Genomic DNA, 13,401 nt, shown 5'->3' with positions numbered 1-13,401 from the left:
CCTAGATCCTTTGGATCACCGTGGCCGTGGCCTGGCCGTGGCCGATGCACATCACCTGGAGGCCGAACTCCCCGCCCCGCCTTTCCAGCTCGTAGAGGAGCTTGGTCATGAGCACCGCCCCCGTGGCCCCTAAGGGGTGGCCGTGGGCAATGGCGCCTCCCAAGGGGTTCACCCGCTCGGGGTCAGCCCCCGTCTCCGCCAAAAAGGCCAGGACCACGCTGGCGAAGGCCTCGTTGACCTCGATGACGTCTAGGTCTTTGAAGGAAAGCCCGGCCCTTTCCAGGGCCTTCCGGGCCGCGGGGATGACCTCGAGGAGCTGGAGGGTGGGGTCCCCCGCCACCACCACCCGGGCCAGGAAGCGGGCCCTGGGCTTAAGCCCCAAGGCCTCGGCCTTTTCCCGCTCCCCCAGGAGGAGGGCCGCGGCCCCGTCGGAGATCTGGCTGCTATTCCCTGCGGTCACCACCCCGTCCTCCCGGAAGGCGGGCTTGAGGGCGAGCATCCGGTCCAGGCTCGCGTCCGGGCGGATCCCCTCGTCCCAGGTGAGGAGGAAGGGCCGGCCCTCCCCGTCCAGGCCCTCTAGGGGCACCATCTGGGGGCGGAAGTAGCCCCGCTCCGTGGCTAAGGCGGCCCGCCGGTGGGAGAGGAGGCCCCACCGGTCCAGCTCTTCCCGGGAAAAGCCGTACTTCCTGGCGATCCTCTCCGCGCTCTCCCCCTGGTGGACGAGCTCATACCGGCGGAAGAGCTCGGGGTTTAGGGTCCCGAAGCCGCCCCCGATGTCCGAGAACATGGGCACCCGGGTCATGCTCTCCACGCCCCCCGCGACGGCGAAGGCCATATCCCCGGCGGCGATGGCCTGGGCGGCGAAGTGCACCGCCTGCTGGCTGGAGCCGCACATGCGGTTTAAGGAGACCGCGGGGACCTCCTTGGGAAGGCGGGAGAGGAGGACCCCAAGCCGCCCCACGTTGGCCCCCTGCTCCCCCACCTGGGTCACGCAGCCCGTGACCACGTCCTCCACCAGGCCCGGGTCTATCCCCGTCCGCTCCAAGAGGGCGTCCAGCACCTGGGCGTAGAGGGCGTCGGGCCGCCAGGCCCTAAGGGCCCCGTTCCGCTTGCCGATGGGGGTGCGCACCGCCTCGAGGATCACCGCTTCTCCCATCCCCGCCTCCTCAAAAGCTCCCTCAGCACGATGAGCCTCTGGATCTCCCCCGTGCCCTCGTAGATCTGGAGCACCTTGGCGTCCCGGTAGAGCTTGGCCACGGGGTACTCCTCGCTGTAGCCGTTGGCCCCGAAGATCTGGACCGCCTCCACCGCGCCCCTTAGGGCGGCGTCCGCGGCCAGGGCCTTGGCCGCCGCGGCCTCCAGGGCGTTGGGCTCCCCTTTTTCCGCCAGCTCCGCGGCCCTCAGGGCCAAAAGGCGGAGGGCCTCGAGGTCCATGGCCATCTCCGCCAGCTTGAACCCCACCCCCTGGTGCTCCCAAAGGGGCTTGCCGAAGGCCTCCCGCAGGTTGGCGTAGGCCAAGGCCTCGTCCAGGGCGCGACCCAAAAGGCCCAGGGCCAGCCCCGCCACCATGGGCCGGGAGCGGTTAAAGACCCGCATGGCCAGCCGGAAGCCCTCCCGGGTGAGGAGGGCCTCCTCGGGTACGAAAACCCCTTCCAGGTGGACCTCCGCCGCGGAAGAGGCCTTCTGGCCCAGCTTAGGCAGGGGGGCGCCCACCTCCACCCCCCGTTCCCGCTCCACCAGGAAGAGGGCGATGCCCTCCCGCCCCTCCCCCAGCCGGGCAAAGACCAGGAAGAACGCGGCCTCAGGGGCGTGGCTGATCCAGGTCTTCCGCCCCCAAAGCCGGTACCCCCCCGGCACGGGCTCGGCCCGGGTTCTTAAGGCGGCCACATCCGAGCCCGCCTGGGGCTCGGTGAGGGCGTAGCTGGCCACCTCCGCCCTAAGGCGGGGGAGGAACCCTGTCGCGTAGGGGCTTCCCGAAAGGATGAGGGCATCGGCCACCAGGTTGTTGAGGAGGAGCGCCGCGGCGATGCCCGTGCAGGCGTAGCCCAGCTCCTCCGCCACCCCCACCAGGGCCACCGGGCCGAGCCCCACCCCCCCCAGGGCCTCGGGGACCACCAGGACGGGAAACCCCAGCCCCGCCGCCTCCCGGAACAGGGGCCAGGGGAAGCGGGCCTCCCGGTCCCAGTGGGCCGCTTGGGGCAGGATCCGCTCCCGGGCGAACCGCCGGGCGAGCGCCCGCACTTGGGCTTCCACGAAGGGAGTATACCCCCATCCTGGGCTAAACTGGGCCCTGGTGAGGCGCCTCTTCCCTGCCCTAAAGGCCCTGCCGGACCCCAAAGCCCCCCTAGAGGAGAGGCGAAGGGGGCTTCGGGCCTACGCCTTAGGGCTCCTTTCCCTCCACGGCCTGGTCCTCCTGCTCCTCCTGCCCCTCCTCCCGGCCCGGGGCCACCCCTTCCTTTGGGGCCTCGCCCTCCTGGGCCTAGGGGGGGTGGCGCTTTGGGTCCAGGGGGGCCTGAGGGAGGAGGGCCCCTCCGCCCCCTTGGTGGCCGTGGGGCTTGGGGGGGCGGGGTTCTTCTTCCTGGGGGTGATGGGCCTTCTCCTGAGGCCCGAGGGGCTTTTTCTCCTCCTCCTCGGGGGCGGCTTTTTCCTCCGGGTGCTCAGGTCCGCGGAGGCCGCCCTCGCCAGGCCCCAAGGAAGTCCCGGAAGCGGGGGCGGGCCAGGGCCTGGATCTCCTTAAGCCGGGCCCGGGCCCGCTCCTGGCCCAGCCGGTAGACCAAAGGGAGCTTCTCGTGGTCAAAGGTGTCTATGGGGGCAGGGGGGTCCAGGCGGAGGACCAGGTCCGCCTCCTTTAGGGCCTCCTCCTTAAGCCTTCTCCGGCTTGCCTCCCCCGCCAGGAGGGCGGCCTCGAGGGCCGTCCTTGGCCCCTCCTTGGGGGGCGGGTTGGACACGTCCACCGCCACCACCCTGGGGAAGAGGGCCTTGGCAGCCCGCACGGGCACCTTCTCCGCCACGTCCCCGTCCACCAGGAGGCGGCCTTCCCACTCCACCGGGGGGAAGAGGCCGGGGATGGCCATGCTGGCCAGCACCGCCCGCCACACCGGGCCTTCCCTCAAGACCACCCCCTCCCCCGTGAGGAGGTCCGCGGCCTGGAGGGCCAAGGGGATGGGGCTTTCCTCCAGACGGGCCTCTCCGAAAAGCGCCCTAAGCCCCGCCTCCACCCGCTCCCAGCCCACCAGGTGGGGCCTTCGCAGGGCGGTGAAAAGGCGGGCCAGGGCCCTGAGGCTTCCCGCCTTCTTCAGGGCGGCCACCTCCTGGTCAAAGATGGCCTCCTGGATGCGGAAGGGGTCCTTGTGGCCGAAGGCCCAGGCCGCGGCGGCCAGGGCCCCCGCGGAGCTTCCCGAAAGGGCGCGGATGGGAATCCCGGCCTCCTCCAGGACCTTAAGAACCCCCAGGTGGGCGTAGCCGCGCACGCCGCCCCCGCCCAGGGCCAGAGCAACACCCCGCATAGCGAAAGCCTACCCCGAAGGGCAGGCTCCAAGCCCTCAGTACCCGAGGCCGAGCTCCTGGGCCTCCTCCACCAGCTCGTCCAGGATGCGGCGCCCCCGCGCCTTGCTCCGCTCCTGGTAGGCCAGAAGGTCGGCGGCCTTGATCCGACGGTGGGTCCCCACCTTGCGGTAGGGGATCTCTCCCCTTTCCAAGAGCTGGATGAGGTAGGGACGGGACACCCCGAGAAGGTCCGCGGCCTCTTGGGTGGTGAGCTCGGCCTCGAGGGGCACCAGGACCACCGGCTGGCCCGCCAAGAGAGGCTCCAGGAGCTCCCGCAATAGCCCCGCCAACCCGGGGGTTAAGGGGATGATGGTTTGATCCACCCGCAGAAAGGCCCCTGGGCGCAACCCTCCAAGAAGCGCCCGGGCTTCTTCCTGAAGTTCGGGGGTCAGCTGAACAGGCCGCATACCTGCCTGTAGGGTAGCAGACAAACGAAATAAACGCAAGACCGGTTAGAGGTGGGGCCTGAAGGAACGGAGTAGGGCGGCAAACCTTCCCAGGCCGGCTCGCTCCAAGGCGCGAATATAGCCTTCGGGATCCAGAGGCGGATTCTTAAGGCGTTCCCGGATCCGCTTAAGGGCGGAAAGCAAGGGTTCCGGTAAGGCGTTATGCCGGATTAGGCCTTCGGCTAGCTCCACCAGATACTCATCGGGGTGCCATGCGGAAAGATCAAAACGCCCTAGGGTTTCCTCAGGGAAATCGGCCAGGTTGAAAGTGAGTATGGCCTCCGCCCCACCGTGAAAAGCGGCAGCCACCACATGAGCGTCGTGGGGATCGGGCAAGGAAACCTGCCCTATGAGGAACTCGTACCCCTCCACTAGGGGTTCCTGGGCCGCCAACGCCTCCGCCATCTTCCCTGGCGTTTGCCGCAAGCGTGCCCTCTGTTCCTCGGAAAGATGTGGCCTATCCTCCAAAAGGCGCCTGAGCCACTCCTCCTGCACCTCAACGCTCCACTTGAGGCGCACCACCCCCTCCAAGGCCAGTTCCACAAAGATGTCCCGGATCTGGGCGGGGTAAAGGACACAGGCATCCAGGAACAGGACTCTGGGAAGCCCCATGGACTTACAATAGCCCCATGCGGCCCGACCTTAAGAAGGTGCCCGGGGTCCTAGGGGAGATCGCCCGGAAAAGGCTCGCCGAGGTGCGCCCCTACCCTCTGCCCCCTCCGCCCCCCGTACCCTCCTTCCGGGAAGCCCTTTTGGGCCCCGGCCTTTCCGTCATCGCGGAGATCAAGAAGAAAAGCCCCTCCCAAGGGCCCATCCGCGAGGTGGACCCCCTGGAGGCCGCCTTGGCCTACGCCCGGGGCGGGGCCAGGGCCCTAAGCGTCCTCACCGAGCCCCACTGGTTCGGAGGGAGCCTGGAAGACCTGGTGCGGGCCCGGGGGGCGGGCCTTCCCCTCCTGCGCAAGGACTTCGCGGTGGACCCCTTCATGCTGGAGGAGGCCCGGGCCTTCGGGGCCAGCGCCGCCCTCCTCATCGTGGCCCTCCTGGGGGAAGAGACGGGGGCCTACCTGGAAGAGGCGCGGAGGGTGGGCCTGGACGCCCTGGTGGAGGTGCACACGGAACGGGAGCTGGAGGTGGCCCTCGAGGCCGGGGCGGAGATCCTAGGGGTGAACAACCGCGACCTCCACACCCTCGCCATAGACCTCACCACCGCCCCCCGCCTGGGTCGCCTGGCCCGGAAGCGGGGGTTTTCCGGCATCCTGGTGGCCGAGTCGGGCTACCGCACGGGGGAGGAGCTAAGGGCGCTGGAGGGGCTTTTTGACGCGGTCCTCATCGGTACAAGCCTCATGGAAGCAAAGGACCTAGAAGGCGCCTTGAAGGGGCTTCTCAGCGGGGTTTAGGATAGGCCCATGAAGCTGATCCCCGCGGTGGACCTCCTGGGGGGAAAGGCCGTGCGCCTCTACGAGGGGCGCCCCGAGGCGGCCACGGTCTACGGGGACCCCCTGGAGGCCGCCTTGCGCTGGCAGGAGGAAGGGGCGGACCTCCTCCACCTGGTGGACCTGGACCGGGCCCTGGGCCGGGGGGACAACCGGGAAGCCCTCCGCACCATCGCCCGGCACCTCCGGATCCCCTTCCAGGTGGGGGGCGGGATCCGCTCTCTGGAAACTCTACAAGAAGTTCTGGACCTTGGGGCCCACCGGGCCGTGGTGGGCACGGTGGCGGTGAAGGACCCTGGCCTCCTGGAAAGGATGCTGGCCCTGGCTGGCCCCAAGCGGCTGGCCCTGGCCCTGGACGCCCGGGGGCTTAGGGTGGTGGTCTCGGGCTGGCAGGAGGAGGTCCCCCTTTCCGCCTTGGACCTCCTGGGGCGCTGGGCAGGGATGGGGGTGAGGACGGTGATCTACACCGACGTGCGCCGGGACGGAACCCTGAAAGGGCTGGACCTGGAGGTGGTGGCCCAGGTGCGGGCGGCCTGGCCCCACGAGCTCATCGTAGGGGGCGGGATTGGAAGCCCCGAGGACCTGGAGGGCCTAAAGGCCTTGGGGGTGGAGGGGGCCCTTTTGGGCAAAGCCCTCTACGAGGGACGGGTCAGCTTAAGGAGGGCGGGGTGAACCTCCTCCACTGGCTCCTTCTCCTCACAAGCCTCCTGGTGGGGGGGTTTGCCCTCTACCTCCACCTGGCCCTGCCCTTTCTGGACCTCCCCACCCCCTTCGGCCCCTGGCCCCTGAGCCTGGCCCTCCCTGCGGCCTACGCCCTGGGCCTTCTCCTCTCGGGGCTTTACGCCCTGGCCTTTTCCCTCAAGGCCTACGGGGAAAAGCGGGGGCTCCTCCGGGAGATCCGCCGCCTGCAGGAGGAGGTGAACGCCCTGAAGCGGGCGCGGATTGAGGAGATCCCCCGCATCCCCGACCGGGACGAGGCATGAGCCGCCTTCGCTGGCGCTTTACCCCCCTCCCCCCCGTGGAGGCCTGGCGGGAGGCCATGGTCCGCTTCGGGGTGGGGCCGGAGGCCGCCCTCGCCTACCTCCTCCGGGGCTTTAGGGCCCCTGAGGACCTTACCCCTCCCCTATACCGCCTCCCCCTGAAGGGCCTGGAGGAAGGAGCGGCCCTCCTGGAGCGGGCCATCCGGGAAGGAAAGCGCATCCGCATCCACGGGGACTACGACGCGGACGGGCTCACGGGCACGGCCATCCTCCTCAAGGGCCTAAGGGCCTTAGGGGCCGAGGTCCACCCCTTCATCCCCCACCGGCTGGAGGAGGGGTATGGGGTCCTGCCCGAACGGGTGCCCGAGCACCTGGAGGCCGCGGAGGTCTTCGTCACCGTGGATTGCGGCATCGCCAACGTGGCGGAACTCGCCGAGCTTGTGGAAAACGGGGTGGAGGTCCTGGTCACGGACCACCACACCCCAGGCCCCACCCTCCCCCCAGGCGTCCTGGTCCACCCCGCCCTCTCCCCTGGGCTCGGGGAGCACCCCACGGGGGCCGGGGTGGCCTTCCTCCTCCTCTGGGCCCTCCACGAGCGCCTGGGCCTTCCCCCGCCCCTCCCCATGGCCGACCTGGCCGCGGTGGGCACGGTGGCCGACGTGGCCCCCCTTACGGGCTGGAACCGGGCCCTGGTGAGGGAAGGCCTCCTTCGCCTTAAGGCCTCGGCCCACGTGGGCCTAAGGGCCCTGGCGGAGGCGGTGGGGTTCACGGGGAAGGCGGTGGAGGTGGCCTTCCGCATCGCCCCCCGCATCAACGCGGCAAGCCGCCTGGGCCAGGCGGAGGTAGCCTTAAGGCTCCTCCTTACCGAGGACGAGAGGGAGGCGGAGGCCCTGGTGGCCGAACTCCACCGCCTCAACAGCCAGCGCCAGCGCATAGAGGAGGAGATGCTGGCCCGCCTCCTCCCCCAGGCGGACCCCGAGGAGCCAGCCATCGTCCTCCTGGACGAGGAAGGCCACCCCGGGGTCATGGGCATCGTGGCGAGCCGGATCCTCGAGGCCACCCTCCGCCCGGTCTTCCTGGTGGCGGGGGGGAAGGGGAGCGTGCGGAGCCTGCCCCCGGTGAGCGCGGTGGGGGCCCTGAGGGAGGCGGCGGACCTCTTAAAGCGCTTCGGCGGGCACCGGGAGGCCGCAGGCTTTGCCCTGGACGAGGCCCTCTTCCCCGAGTTCAAGCGGAGGATCCAGGCCTACGCCGCCCGCCACCCCGCGCCCCTTAAGGAGGTGGAGGTCCTGGGGCCCCTCCCTCCCCTTTCCGAACTCCCCGCCCTCCACCGGGCCCTGGAGGCCCTGGAGCCCTTCGGGCCGGGGAACCCCGAGCCCCTCTTCCTCCTCTCGGGAGAGGCGGAGGAGGTGCGCACCCTGGGGGAGGGCCGGCACCTGGCCTTCCGGGTAGAGGGGGTGCGGGCGGTGGCCTGGCGGCAGGGGGAACGGGCCCTTAAGGGCAGGGTGGGGGCCGCGGTCCTCCTCACGGAAAACCGCTGGAACGGCACCGTGAGCTATGAGGCCCAGGTGGCGGCCTTCCTCGAGGAAGAGGCCCTTTGGGCGGAGGGGGAGGCCTGGGCCCACCCCATCCCCCTCCCCGAGGCCCTAGGGCGGGCCCGGCTGGGGGAAGGGGTCTACGTCCCCGAGGAGAACCCCGAGGGCCTGGCCTACGCCCGGGCCCAGGGCTTCCGCCTGGAGCCTCCCGAGCGCGCAGGGCTCTGGCTCGGCCTTCCCCCCTACCCCGCAAGGCGGGAGGGGGTGCGGGTGGCCCTGGGGCGGGAGAGCCGGGCCCGGCTCTTAGGGGAAAAAGACCCCTTGGCCCAGGCCCTCATCCGAAGGCTCCTTTTGGCCTACGACCTGCCCCACGCAGGGCTTTTCAGCGAGGCCTTGGCGCGGTACTGGGAGGTGAAGCGTGTACAGGCAACCTAGGGAGGCCCTCGAGGCCCGCATCTACACCCAGGCCTACCGGATCTACGGCCTGATCCACCTGGTGCCAGGCACCGGCACCGCGGACCTCCTGAACGGGGAAAAGCTCTACCTGCCCGTAACCGGGGCCCTCATCTACACCCCGGGCTTCCGCCACCCCCCGGAGGCGGGGGAGCTCAAGGGGAGCACGGGCTTCCTCGCCCTACGCAAGGAAAGGATCCAGTGGGTGGCGGGGGGCAAACCCGCCCAACCCCGCACCAGCCCCGCCCTCTTGGAAGAGCGACGCCTCGCCTTTCTCTTCGGGGACTACCTCCTCTCCGGGCGGCTCCAGGTGCCCAAGGGGGTGAGGCTTTCGGACTACCTTTCCCAGACCAAGCCCTTCCAGACCCTCTTGGAGGCGGGGCTTTACCTCCTACTGCCGGACCGGCCCATCGTGGACCTCGCCCCCCTGGAGCGCTTCCCCTTCGTGACCGTGAACCTGCGGGAGGCCGAGGCCATCGCCGAGGCCCCCGGGGAGGGGCACGACCCCCGGCTCACCCTATTTGGCTGAGGGCCTCCCGGATGCGGCGGATCTGGTCCAGGTTCTCCCTAAGCCTCGCCTCCTCCGCCTCCACCACCTCTTTCGGGGCCTTTTCCCGGAAGCCGGGGGCGGAAAGCTTCTTTTCGCTCCGCTCCGCCAAGGCGAGGAGCTCCTTCAGGCGCTTCTCCTGGCGGGCCTTCCAGACCGCCACGTCCAAAAGCCCCTCCAGGGGCATGCGCACCGTGATCTTGGGCTCGGCCCGCACCAGGGCCCTTTCGGGCTTTTCCGAAATAAGCTCCGCCCGGGCCAGGAAGCGGAAGACCTCCAGGTTCTCCAGCACCGGCCCCACCTCCCCCTCCAGGTGGACCCGCACCTCCTGGCCCGGCGCAAGCCCGGCCTCCGCGCGGAGGGCCCGCACCCCCGTGACGGCCTGCCTCAAGGCCTCGAAGCGGGCCTCGGCCTCAAGGTCCTCCCCCCCCGCCTCGGGCCAGGGCTCCAGGGCGAGCTCCTCCCGCCCGGTGAGGGCCTGGTGGAGCTCGCTGGTGAGGAAGGGCATGAAGGGGTGGAGGAGCTTGAGGAGGGTCTCCAGGGCCCCTTCCAGGGTCCTTAGGGTGTGGGCGTTCCCTGCCCTAAGGGCCGGTTTGCTGGCCTCCAGGTACCAGTCACAGAACTCGCTCCAAACCAGCTCGTACACCGCCCGGGCCGCCTGGGCCAGGTCCAAGGCCTCGTAGAGGGCGGTGACCTCCCGCACCCCCCGGGCCAGGCGGCTCGTCATCCAGCGGTCGGCCAGGGTGGGCTCGTCCCCTTCAGCCCGGAAGCCCTCCCGGGCCAGGAGGACGAAGCGGGCGGCGTTGTAGAGCTTGTTGGCGAAGTTCCGGGCCATCTCCAGCCAGCGGGGGTCCAGCCGGATGTCCTGCCCCCCCGTGGCCAGGTAGGCCAGGGCGAAGCGGAGGGCGTCGGCCCCGTAGCGCTCCACCATCTCCAAGGGGTCAATGACGTTCCCCTTGGACTTGGACATCTTCTGCCCCTTCTCGTCCAGGACCAGGCCGTGGAGGAGGACGGTCTTGAAGGGCCTCTCCCCCCGGAAGTGGTAGCCCGAGACCTCCATGCGGGAAACCCAGAGGAAGAGGATGTCGTACCCCGAGACCAAGACATCCCCGGGGTAGAAGGCCTTCAGGTCCTCCGTCTCCTCGGGCCAGCCCAGGGTGGAAAGGGGCCAGAGGGCAGAGGAGAACCAGGTGTCAAAGACGTCCTCATCCCGCTTGAGGTTTGCGCTTCCGCAGTGGGCGCAGTGGGTGGGGTCTTCCAGGTAGCGCTCGGGGAGGGGCACGGTCACCCCCCCGCAGTCCCCGCAGTACCAGGCGGGGATCTGGTGCCCCCACCAGAGCTGGCGGGAGATGTTCCAGTCCCGGACGTTTTTGAGCCAGTCCAGGTTGACCTTCTTCCAGCGCTCGGGCACGAAGGCGATCTCCCCCCGCTCGAGGCCCCCGATCACCTTCTCCGCCAGGGGGCGCATGGAAAGCCACCACTGGGGGAAGATGGCGTACTCAATGGGGGTGCCGCAGCGGGAGCAGGCGGCCATGCCGATGGTGTACTCCTCCTCCTTGAGGAGGTGGCCCGCCTCCCGGAAGAGCTCCACCGCCTTCTTCCGGGCCTCAAAGCGGTCCAGGCCCCTCAAGGGCTCAGGCACCCTCTCCCCCACCATGCGCCCCGAAAGGTCGATGACCGAAACCGGCTCCAGGCCGTGCCGCTCGCCGATCTCGTAGTCCAGGGGGTCGTGGGCGGGGGTGACCTTGAGGGCCCCGGTGCCGAACTCCTTTTCCACCGCAGCGTCGGCCAGGATGGGGATCCAGATCCCCGTGAGGGGGATGCGCGCCTTCTTCCCGATGAGGTGACGGTAGCGCTCGTCCTCCGGGTGGACGGCGATGGCCTGGTCGGCGAAGACCGTCTCCGGGCGCACGGTGGCGATGGCGATGGCCTCGCCCCCCTCCACCTCGTAGCGGAGGGTGTAGAGCCGGCCCGGGGTGGGCTCGGTCTCCACCTCCAGGTCCGAGAGGGTGGTCTCGCACCGGGGGCACCAGTTCACCAGGCGGGGGGCCCGGTAGGCCAGGCCCTCGTGGTAGTAGCGGCTGAAGGCGTAGCGCACCGCCCGGGAGCGCTTTTCGTCCATGGTGAAGGCCTCCCGGCTCCAGTCGGCGCTGGCCCCAAGCCGCTTGAGCTGCTCCAGGATCCGCCCCCCGGACTCCTCCTTCCACCGCCAGACCCGTTTTAAAAACTCCTCCCGGCCCAGGTCGTGGCGGGTCTTGCCCTCCTTGAGGAGGAGCCTTTCCACCACCACCTGGGTGGCGATCCCGGCGTGGTCCGTGCCGGGGAGCCAGACCGCCTCATAGCCCCGCATGCGCTTGTAGCGGATGAGGGCATCCTGGAGGGTGTTGTCCAGGGCGTGGCCCATGTGCAGGGAGCCGGTGACGTTGGGCGGGGGCATGAAGATGACGAAGGGGGTCTTGCCGCTTTTGGGGTCCGCCACGAAGGGGCGCTCCGCCCAGCGCCGGGCCCATTTGGGCTCCACGGTTTGGGGATCGTAGGCCTTGGGTAGGTCCATCCTGGTCTCCTACTTTACCCAAAGGCCCTAGCGGCCCGCCACCTTGAGCCGCCTTTCCAAGGCGTTGGTGAAGAAGGTGAGGACGGTGGTGAGGAGGAGGTAGATGGCGGCCACGGCCAGGTAGACCTCCACCGGGCGGAAGGTGGCGGAGATGACCCGTTGCCCCGAAAGGGAAAGCTCCGCCAGGGTGATGACGCTGGCCAGGGAGGAGTCCTTGAGGAGGGCCACCACGTTGTTCACCAGGGGGGGGACCACGATCCTCAGGGCCTGGGGGAGGATGACGAAGCGCAGGGTGTCCACCGGGGAGAGCCCCAAGGACCAGGCGGCCTCCCACTGCCCCCGGGGGATGGCCTGGATGCCGGCCCGCACCACCTCCGCGTTGTAGGCCCCCACGTTGAAGGAAAGGGCGATGAAGGCCGCCCAGTAGGGGGTGAGGACGGCCTGGGCCTCGGGCCAGAGGGGCCTCAGGAGGAGGGGGAGGGCGTTGTAGGCGAAGAGGATCTGGACGAGCAGGGGGGTGCCCCGGGTCACCCAGATGTAGAAGGTGGCGGGGAGGCGCACCCAGGGCCTCGAGGACAGGCGGAACATCCCCGCGAAGACCCCGATGATGAGCCCGGCGAGCCCCGAGATGAGGGTGAGCTTCAGGGTGATCTCCGCCCCTAAAGCCATGGCCCCCGCGGCGGAGGCCGCCCGCTCGGGGCCGAAACCCGTGAGGAGGAAGTAGCGTTCCAGGAGAAGGCCCAACAGGGCGAAAAGCCCCAGGTACCCCAGAACCAGGAGCCCAAGGAAGAGAAGCCAGCGCAAGGGGCGCATGCCAGCGAGGTGCTTTCCCATTGAGATCTACCAAACGAGGCCGAAGGCGCCTTCGGGGTGCTCAAAGGAGGGGTGCCCTCGGTGGGCACCCCCAACGGCCTAAGGGGCCTTTACCGGCACCGCACGTCCTCCCCGAACCACTTCCCGCTGATCCTGGCGTAGGTGCCGTCTTTCATGAGGTCGGAAAGGGCCTTGTTGAGGGCCTCCAGGACGGTCTTGTTCCCCTTGGCCACCGCCATGGCCACCTTCTCCTGGAAGACCAGCTCCCCAAGCTGCAAGGTGCCCTCCAGCTTCCTCTCCTTGATGGCCTCCTTGGCCACGAAGCGGTCGGTGATCCAGGCGTCCAGACGGCCCGCCAGGAGGTCCTGGAGGGCGTCGGGGTCCTTCTGGTAGGTGCGGACCTCCTTCACCCCGGGGATCTTCTGGGCGGCCTCCATGTAGGTGGTGCCCACCTGGACCCCCACCACCTTGCCCTGGAGGTCCTTGGCCGTCTTGGGGCCGCCCTTCTTGCTCACGATGATCCCGCCCGTGCAGTAGTGGGGGTTGGTGAAGTCCACGGCCTTGGCCCGCTCCTCGGTGATGCCGTGGGAGGCGATGACGAAGTCAAACCGCCCCTGGTTGAGCTGGATGAGGAGGGTGTCAAAGGACTGGGCGATCCAGCGGGGCTTGAGGCCGAGCTTTTGGGCGATGGCGTTCCCCAGGTCTATTTCAAAGCCCGTGAGCTGGTTCTTCTCGTCAAAGTAGTTGAAGGGGGGGAAAGCCCCTTCCGTGCCGATGCGGATCTCCCCGGAACGCTTGATCTGGTCCAGGGTGCGCACCTGGCCCAGGGCCAGGCCGAGGGCTAATACCCCTTTACGTAGATTCCTTCACCCTAGGCCACCAGTGAAAGAGGGTATGCCTGCGCACCGTGGCTGGGTCCTCCTCAAGGGTCCGGCACCGCTCGGCCACCACCCCCATCATCTCCTCCAGGGTCGCAAAGTACCGGTTGGCCACCGCCTCGTTCACCAACGGCCACACCCGCTCCGCCGGTTGCAGCTCAGGACTGTAAGGTGGCAGAAAGACCAAGCGGATCCCCTCCGGTACCTCCAACCGCCCAG

15 protein-coding genes are annotated in these 13,401 nt (G+C 69.3%); 6 read left to right on the top strand and 9 right to left on the bottom strand.

The genetic code is table 11. From position 1 onward, the window contains the following. Position 1 precedes the first annotated feature (1 nt). Complete coding sequence (locus B043_RS0111020) at positions 2–1,156, bottom strand: thiolase family protein (protein WP_018462034.1); 1,155 nt, start codon at positions 1,154–1,156, stop codon at positions 2–4. Next, positions 1,141–2,241 carry an acyl-CoA dehydrogenase family protein gene (locus B043_RS0111015; protein ID WP_018462033.1) on the bottom strand — a complete coding sequence of 367 codons (1,101 nt, stop codon included), beginning with the start codon at positions 2,239–2,241 and terminating at the stop codon, positions 1,141–1,143. Before B043_RS0111015 ends, B043_RS0111020 begins: the two co-directional genes overlap by 16 nt. A 52-nt stretch (positions 2,242–2,293) precedes the next feature. Here B043_RS0111015 and B043_RS0111010 point away from each other — a divergent pair, with 52 nt between their 5' ends. Beyond that, positions 2,294–2,737: a hypothetical protein gene (locus B043_RS0111010; protein ID WP_018462032.1), complete on the top strand. Its 444-nt coding sequence runs from the start codon at positions 2,294–2,296 to the stop codon at positions 2,735–2,737. Here the strand turns inward: B043_RS0111010 and B043_RS0111005 are convergent. From B043_RS0111005 to B043_RS0110995, 3 genes are read right to left on the bottom strand one after another with little or no spacing between them, the layout of a single operon-like run. After that, positions 2,658–3,506 carry a patatin-like phospholipase family protein gene (locus B043_RS0111005; protein WP_016329410.1) on the bottom strand — a complete coding sequence of 283 codons (849 nt, stop codon included), beginning with the start codon at positions 3,504–3,506 and terminating at the stop codon, positions 2,658–2,660. The two genes, B043_RS0111010 and B043_RS0111005, sit on opposite strands and share 80 nt — an antisense overlap. Before the next feature lie 36 nt (positions 3,507–3,542). Then, complete coding sequence (locus B043_RS0111000) at positions 3,543–3,953, bottom strand: helix-turn-helix domain-containing protein (protein WP_016329411.1); 411 nt, start codon at positions 3,951–3,953, stop codon at positions 3,543–3,545. 45 nt (positions 3,954–3,998) lie between these two features. Beyond that, positions 3,999–4,604, bottom strand: a complete 606-nt coding sequence (locus tag B043_RS0110995; RefSeq protein ID WP_018462029.1) for a PIN domain-containing protein — start codon at positions 4,602–4,604, stop codon at positions 3,999–4,001. Positions 4,605–4,621: 17 nt separating this feature from the next. Between B043_RS0110995 and trpC the strand changes: the two genes are divergently transcribed. From trpC to B043_RS0110970, 5 genes are read left to right on the top strand one after another with little or no spacing between them, the layout of a single operon-like run. After that, positions 4,622–5,389: an indole-3-glycerol phosphate synthase TrpC gene (trpC, locus tag B043_RS0110990; RefSeq protein WP_018462028.1), complete on the top strand. Its 768-nt coding sequence runs from the start codon at positions 4,622–4,624 to the stop codon at positions 5,387–5,389. 9 nt (positions 5,390–5,398) lie between these two features. Beyond that, positions 5,399–6,097 carry a 1-(5-phosphoribosyl)-5-[(5-phosphoribosylamino)methylideneamino]imidazole-4-carboxamide isomerase gene (hisA, locus tag B043_RS0110985; RefSeq protein ID WP_018462027.1) on the top strand — a complete coding sequence of 233 codons (699 nt, stop codon included), beginning with the start codon at positions 5,399–5,401 and terminating at the stop codon, positions 6,095–6,097. Further along, positions 6,094–6,408, top strand: a complete 315-nt coding sequence (locus B043_RS0110980; RefSeq protein WP_018462026.1) for a LapA family protein — start codon at positions 6,094–6,096, stop codon at positions 6,406–6,408. Before hisA ends, B043_RS0110980 begins: the two co-directional genes overlap by 4 nt. Next, the gene (locus B043_RS0110975) at positions 6,405–8,372 is read left to right on the top strand and encodes a single-stranded-DNA-specific exonuclease RecJ (protein ID WP_018462025.1); all 1,968 of its coding nucleotides are present in this window, start codon (positions 6,405–6,407) and stop codon (positions 8,370–8,372) included. Before B043_RS0110980 ends, B043_RS0110975 begins: the two co-directional genes overlap by 4 nt. Next, positions 8,356–8,919 (top strand): DUF6812 domain-containing protein, encoded by a 564-nt coding sequence (locus tag B043_RS0110970; RefSeq protein ID WP_018462024.1) that lies wholly within the window; start codon positions 8,356–8,358, stop codon positions 8,917–8,919. The genes B043_RS0110975 and B043_RS0110970 overlap by 17 nt, the downstream gene beginning before the upstream one ends. Here the strand turns inward: B043_RS0110970 and B043_RS0110965 are convergent. The 4 genes from B043_RS0110965 to B043_RS13500 form a co-directional block, all read right to left on the bottom strand. Beyond that, positions 8,903–11,491 carry a valine--tRNA ligase gene (locus B043_RS0110965; protein ID WP_018462023.1) on the bottom strand — a complete coding sequence of 863 codons (2,589 nt, stop codon included), beginning with the start codon at positions 11,489–11,491 and terminating at the stop codon, positions 8,903–8,905. The two genes, B043_RS0110970 and B043_RS0110965, sit on opposite strands and share 17 nt — an antisense overlap. Positions 11,492–11,518: 27 nt before the next feature. Continuing rightward, complete coding sequence (locus B043_RS0110960; protein WP_026234248.1) at positions 11,519–12,304, bottom strand: amino acid ABC transporter permease; 786 nt, start codon at positions 12,302–12,304, stop codon at positions 11,519–11,521. A 110-nt stretch (positions 12,305–12,414) separates the two neighbouring features. Continuing rightward, entirely contained in the window at positions 12,415–13,131 is a 717-nt protein-coding gene (locus tag B043_RS0110955) for an ABC transporter substrate-binding protein (RefSeq protein WP_245538913.1), read from the bottom strand. 25 nt (positions 13,132–13,156) lie between these two features. After that, positions 13,157–13,401: transposase (locus tag B043_RS13500; RefSeq protein ID WP_018462020.1), on the bottom strand; the 245-nt coding region annotated here is incomplete at its 5' end.

The organism is Thermus oshimai DSM 12092 (assembly GCF_000373145.1).
Classification (GTDB): domain Bacteria; phylum Deinococcota; class Deinococci; order Deinococcales; family Thermaceae; genus Thermus; species Thermus oshimai.
The sequence above is the reverse complement of the archived record's forward strand: the minus strand, read 5'-3'. Positions and strand labels throughout refer to the sequence as shown.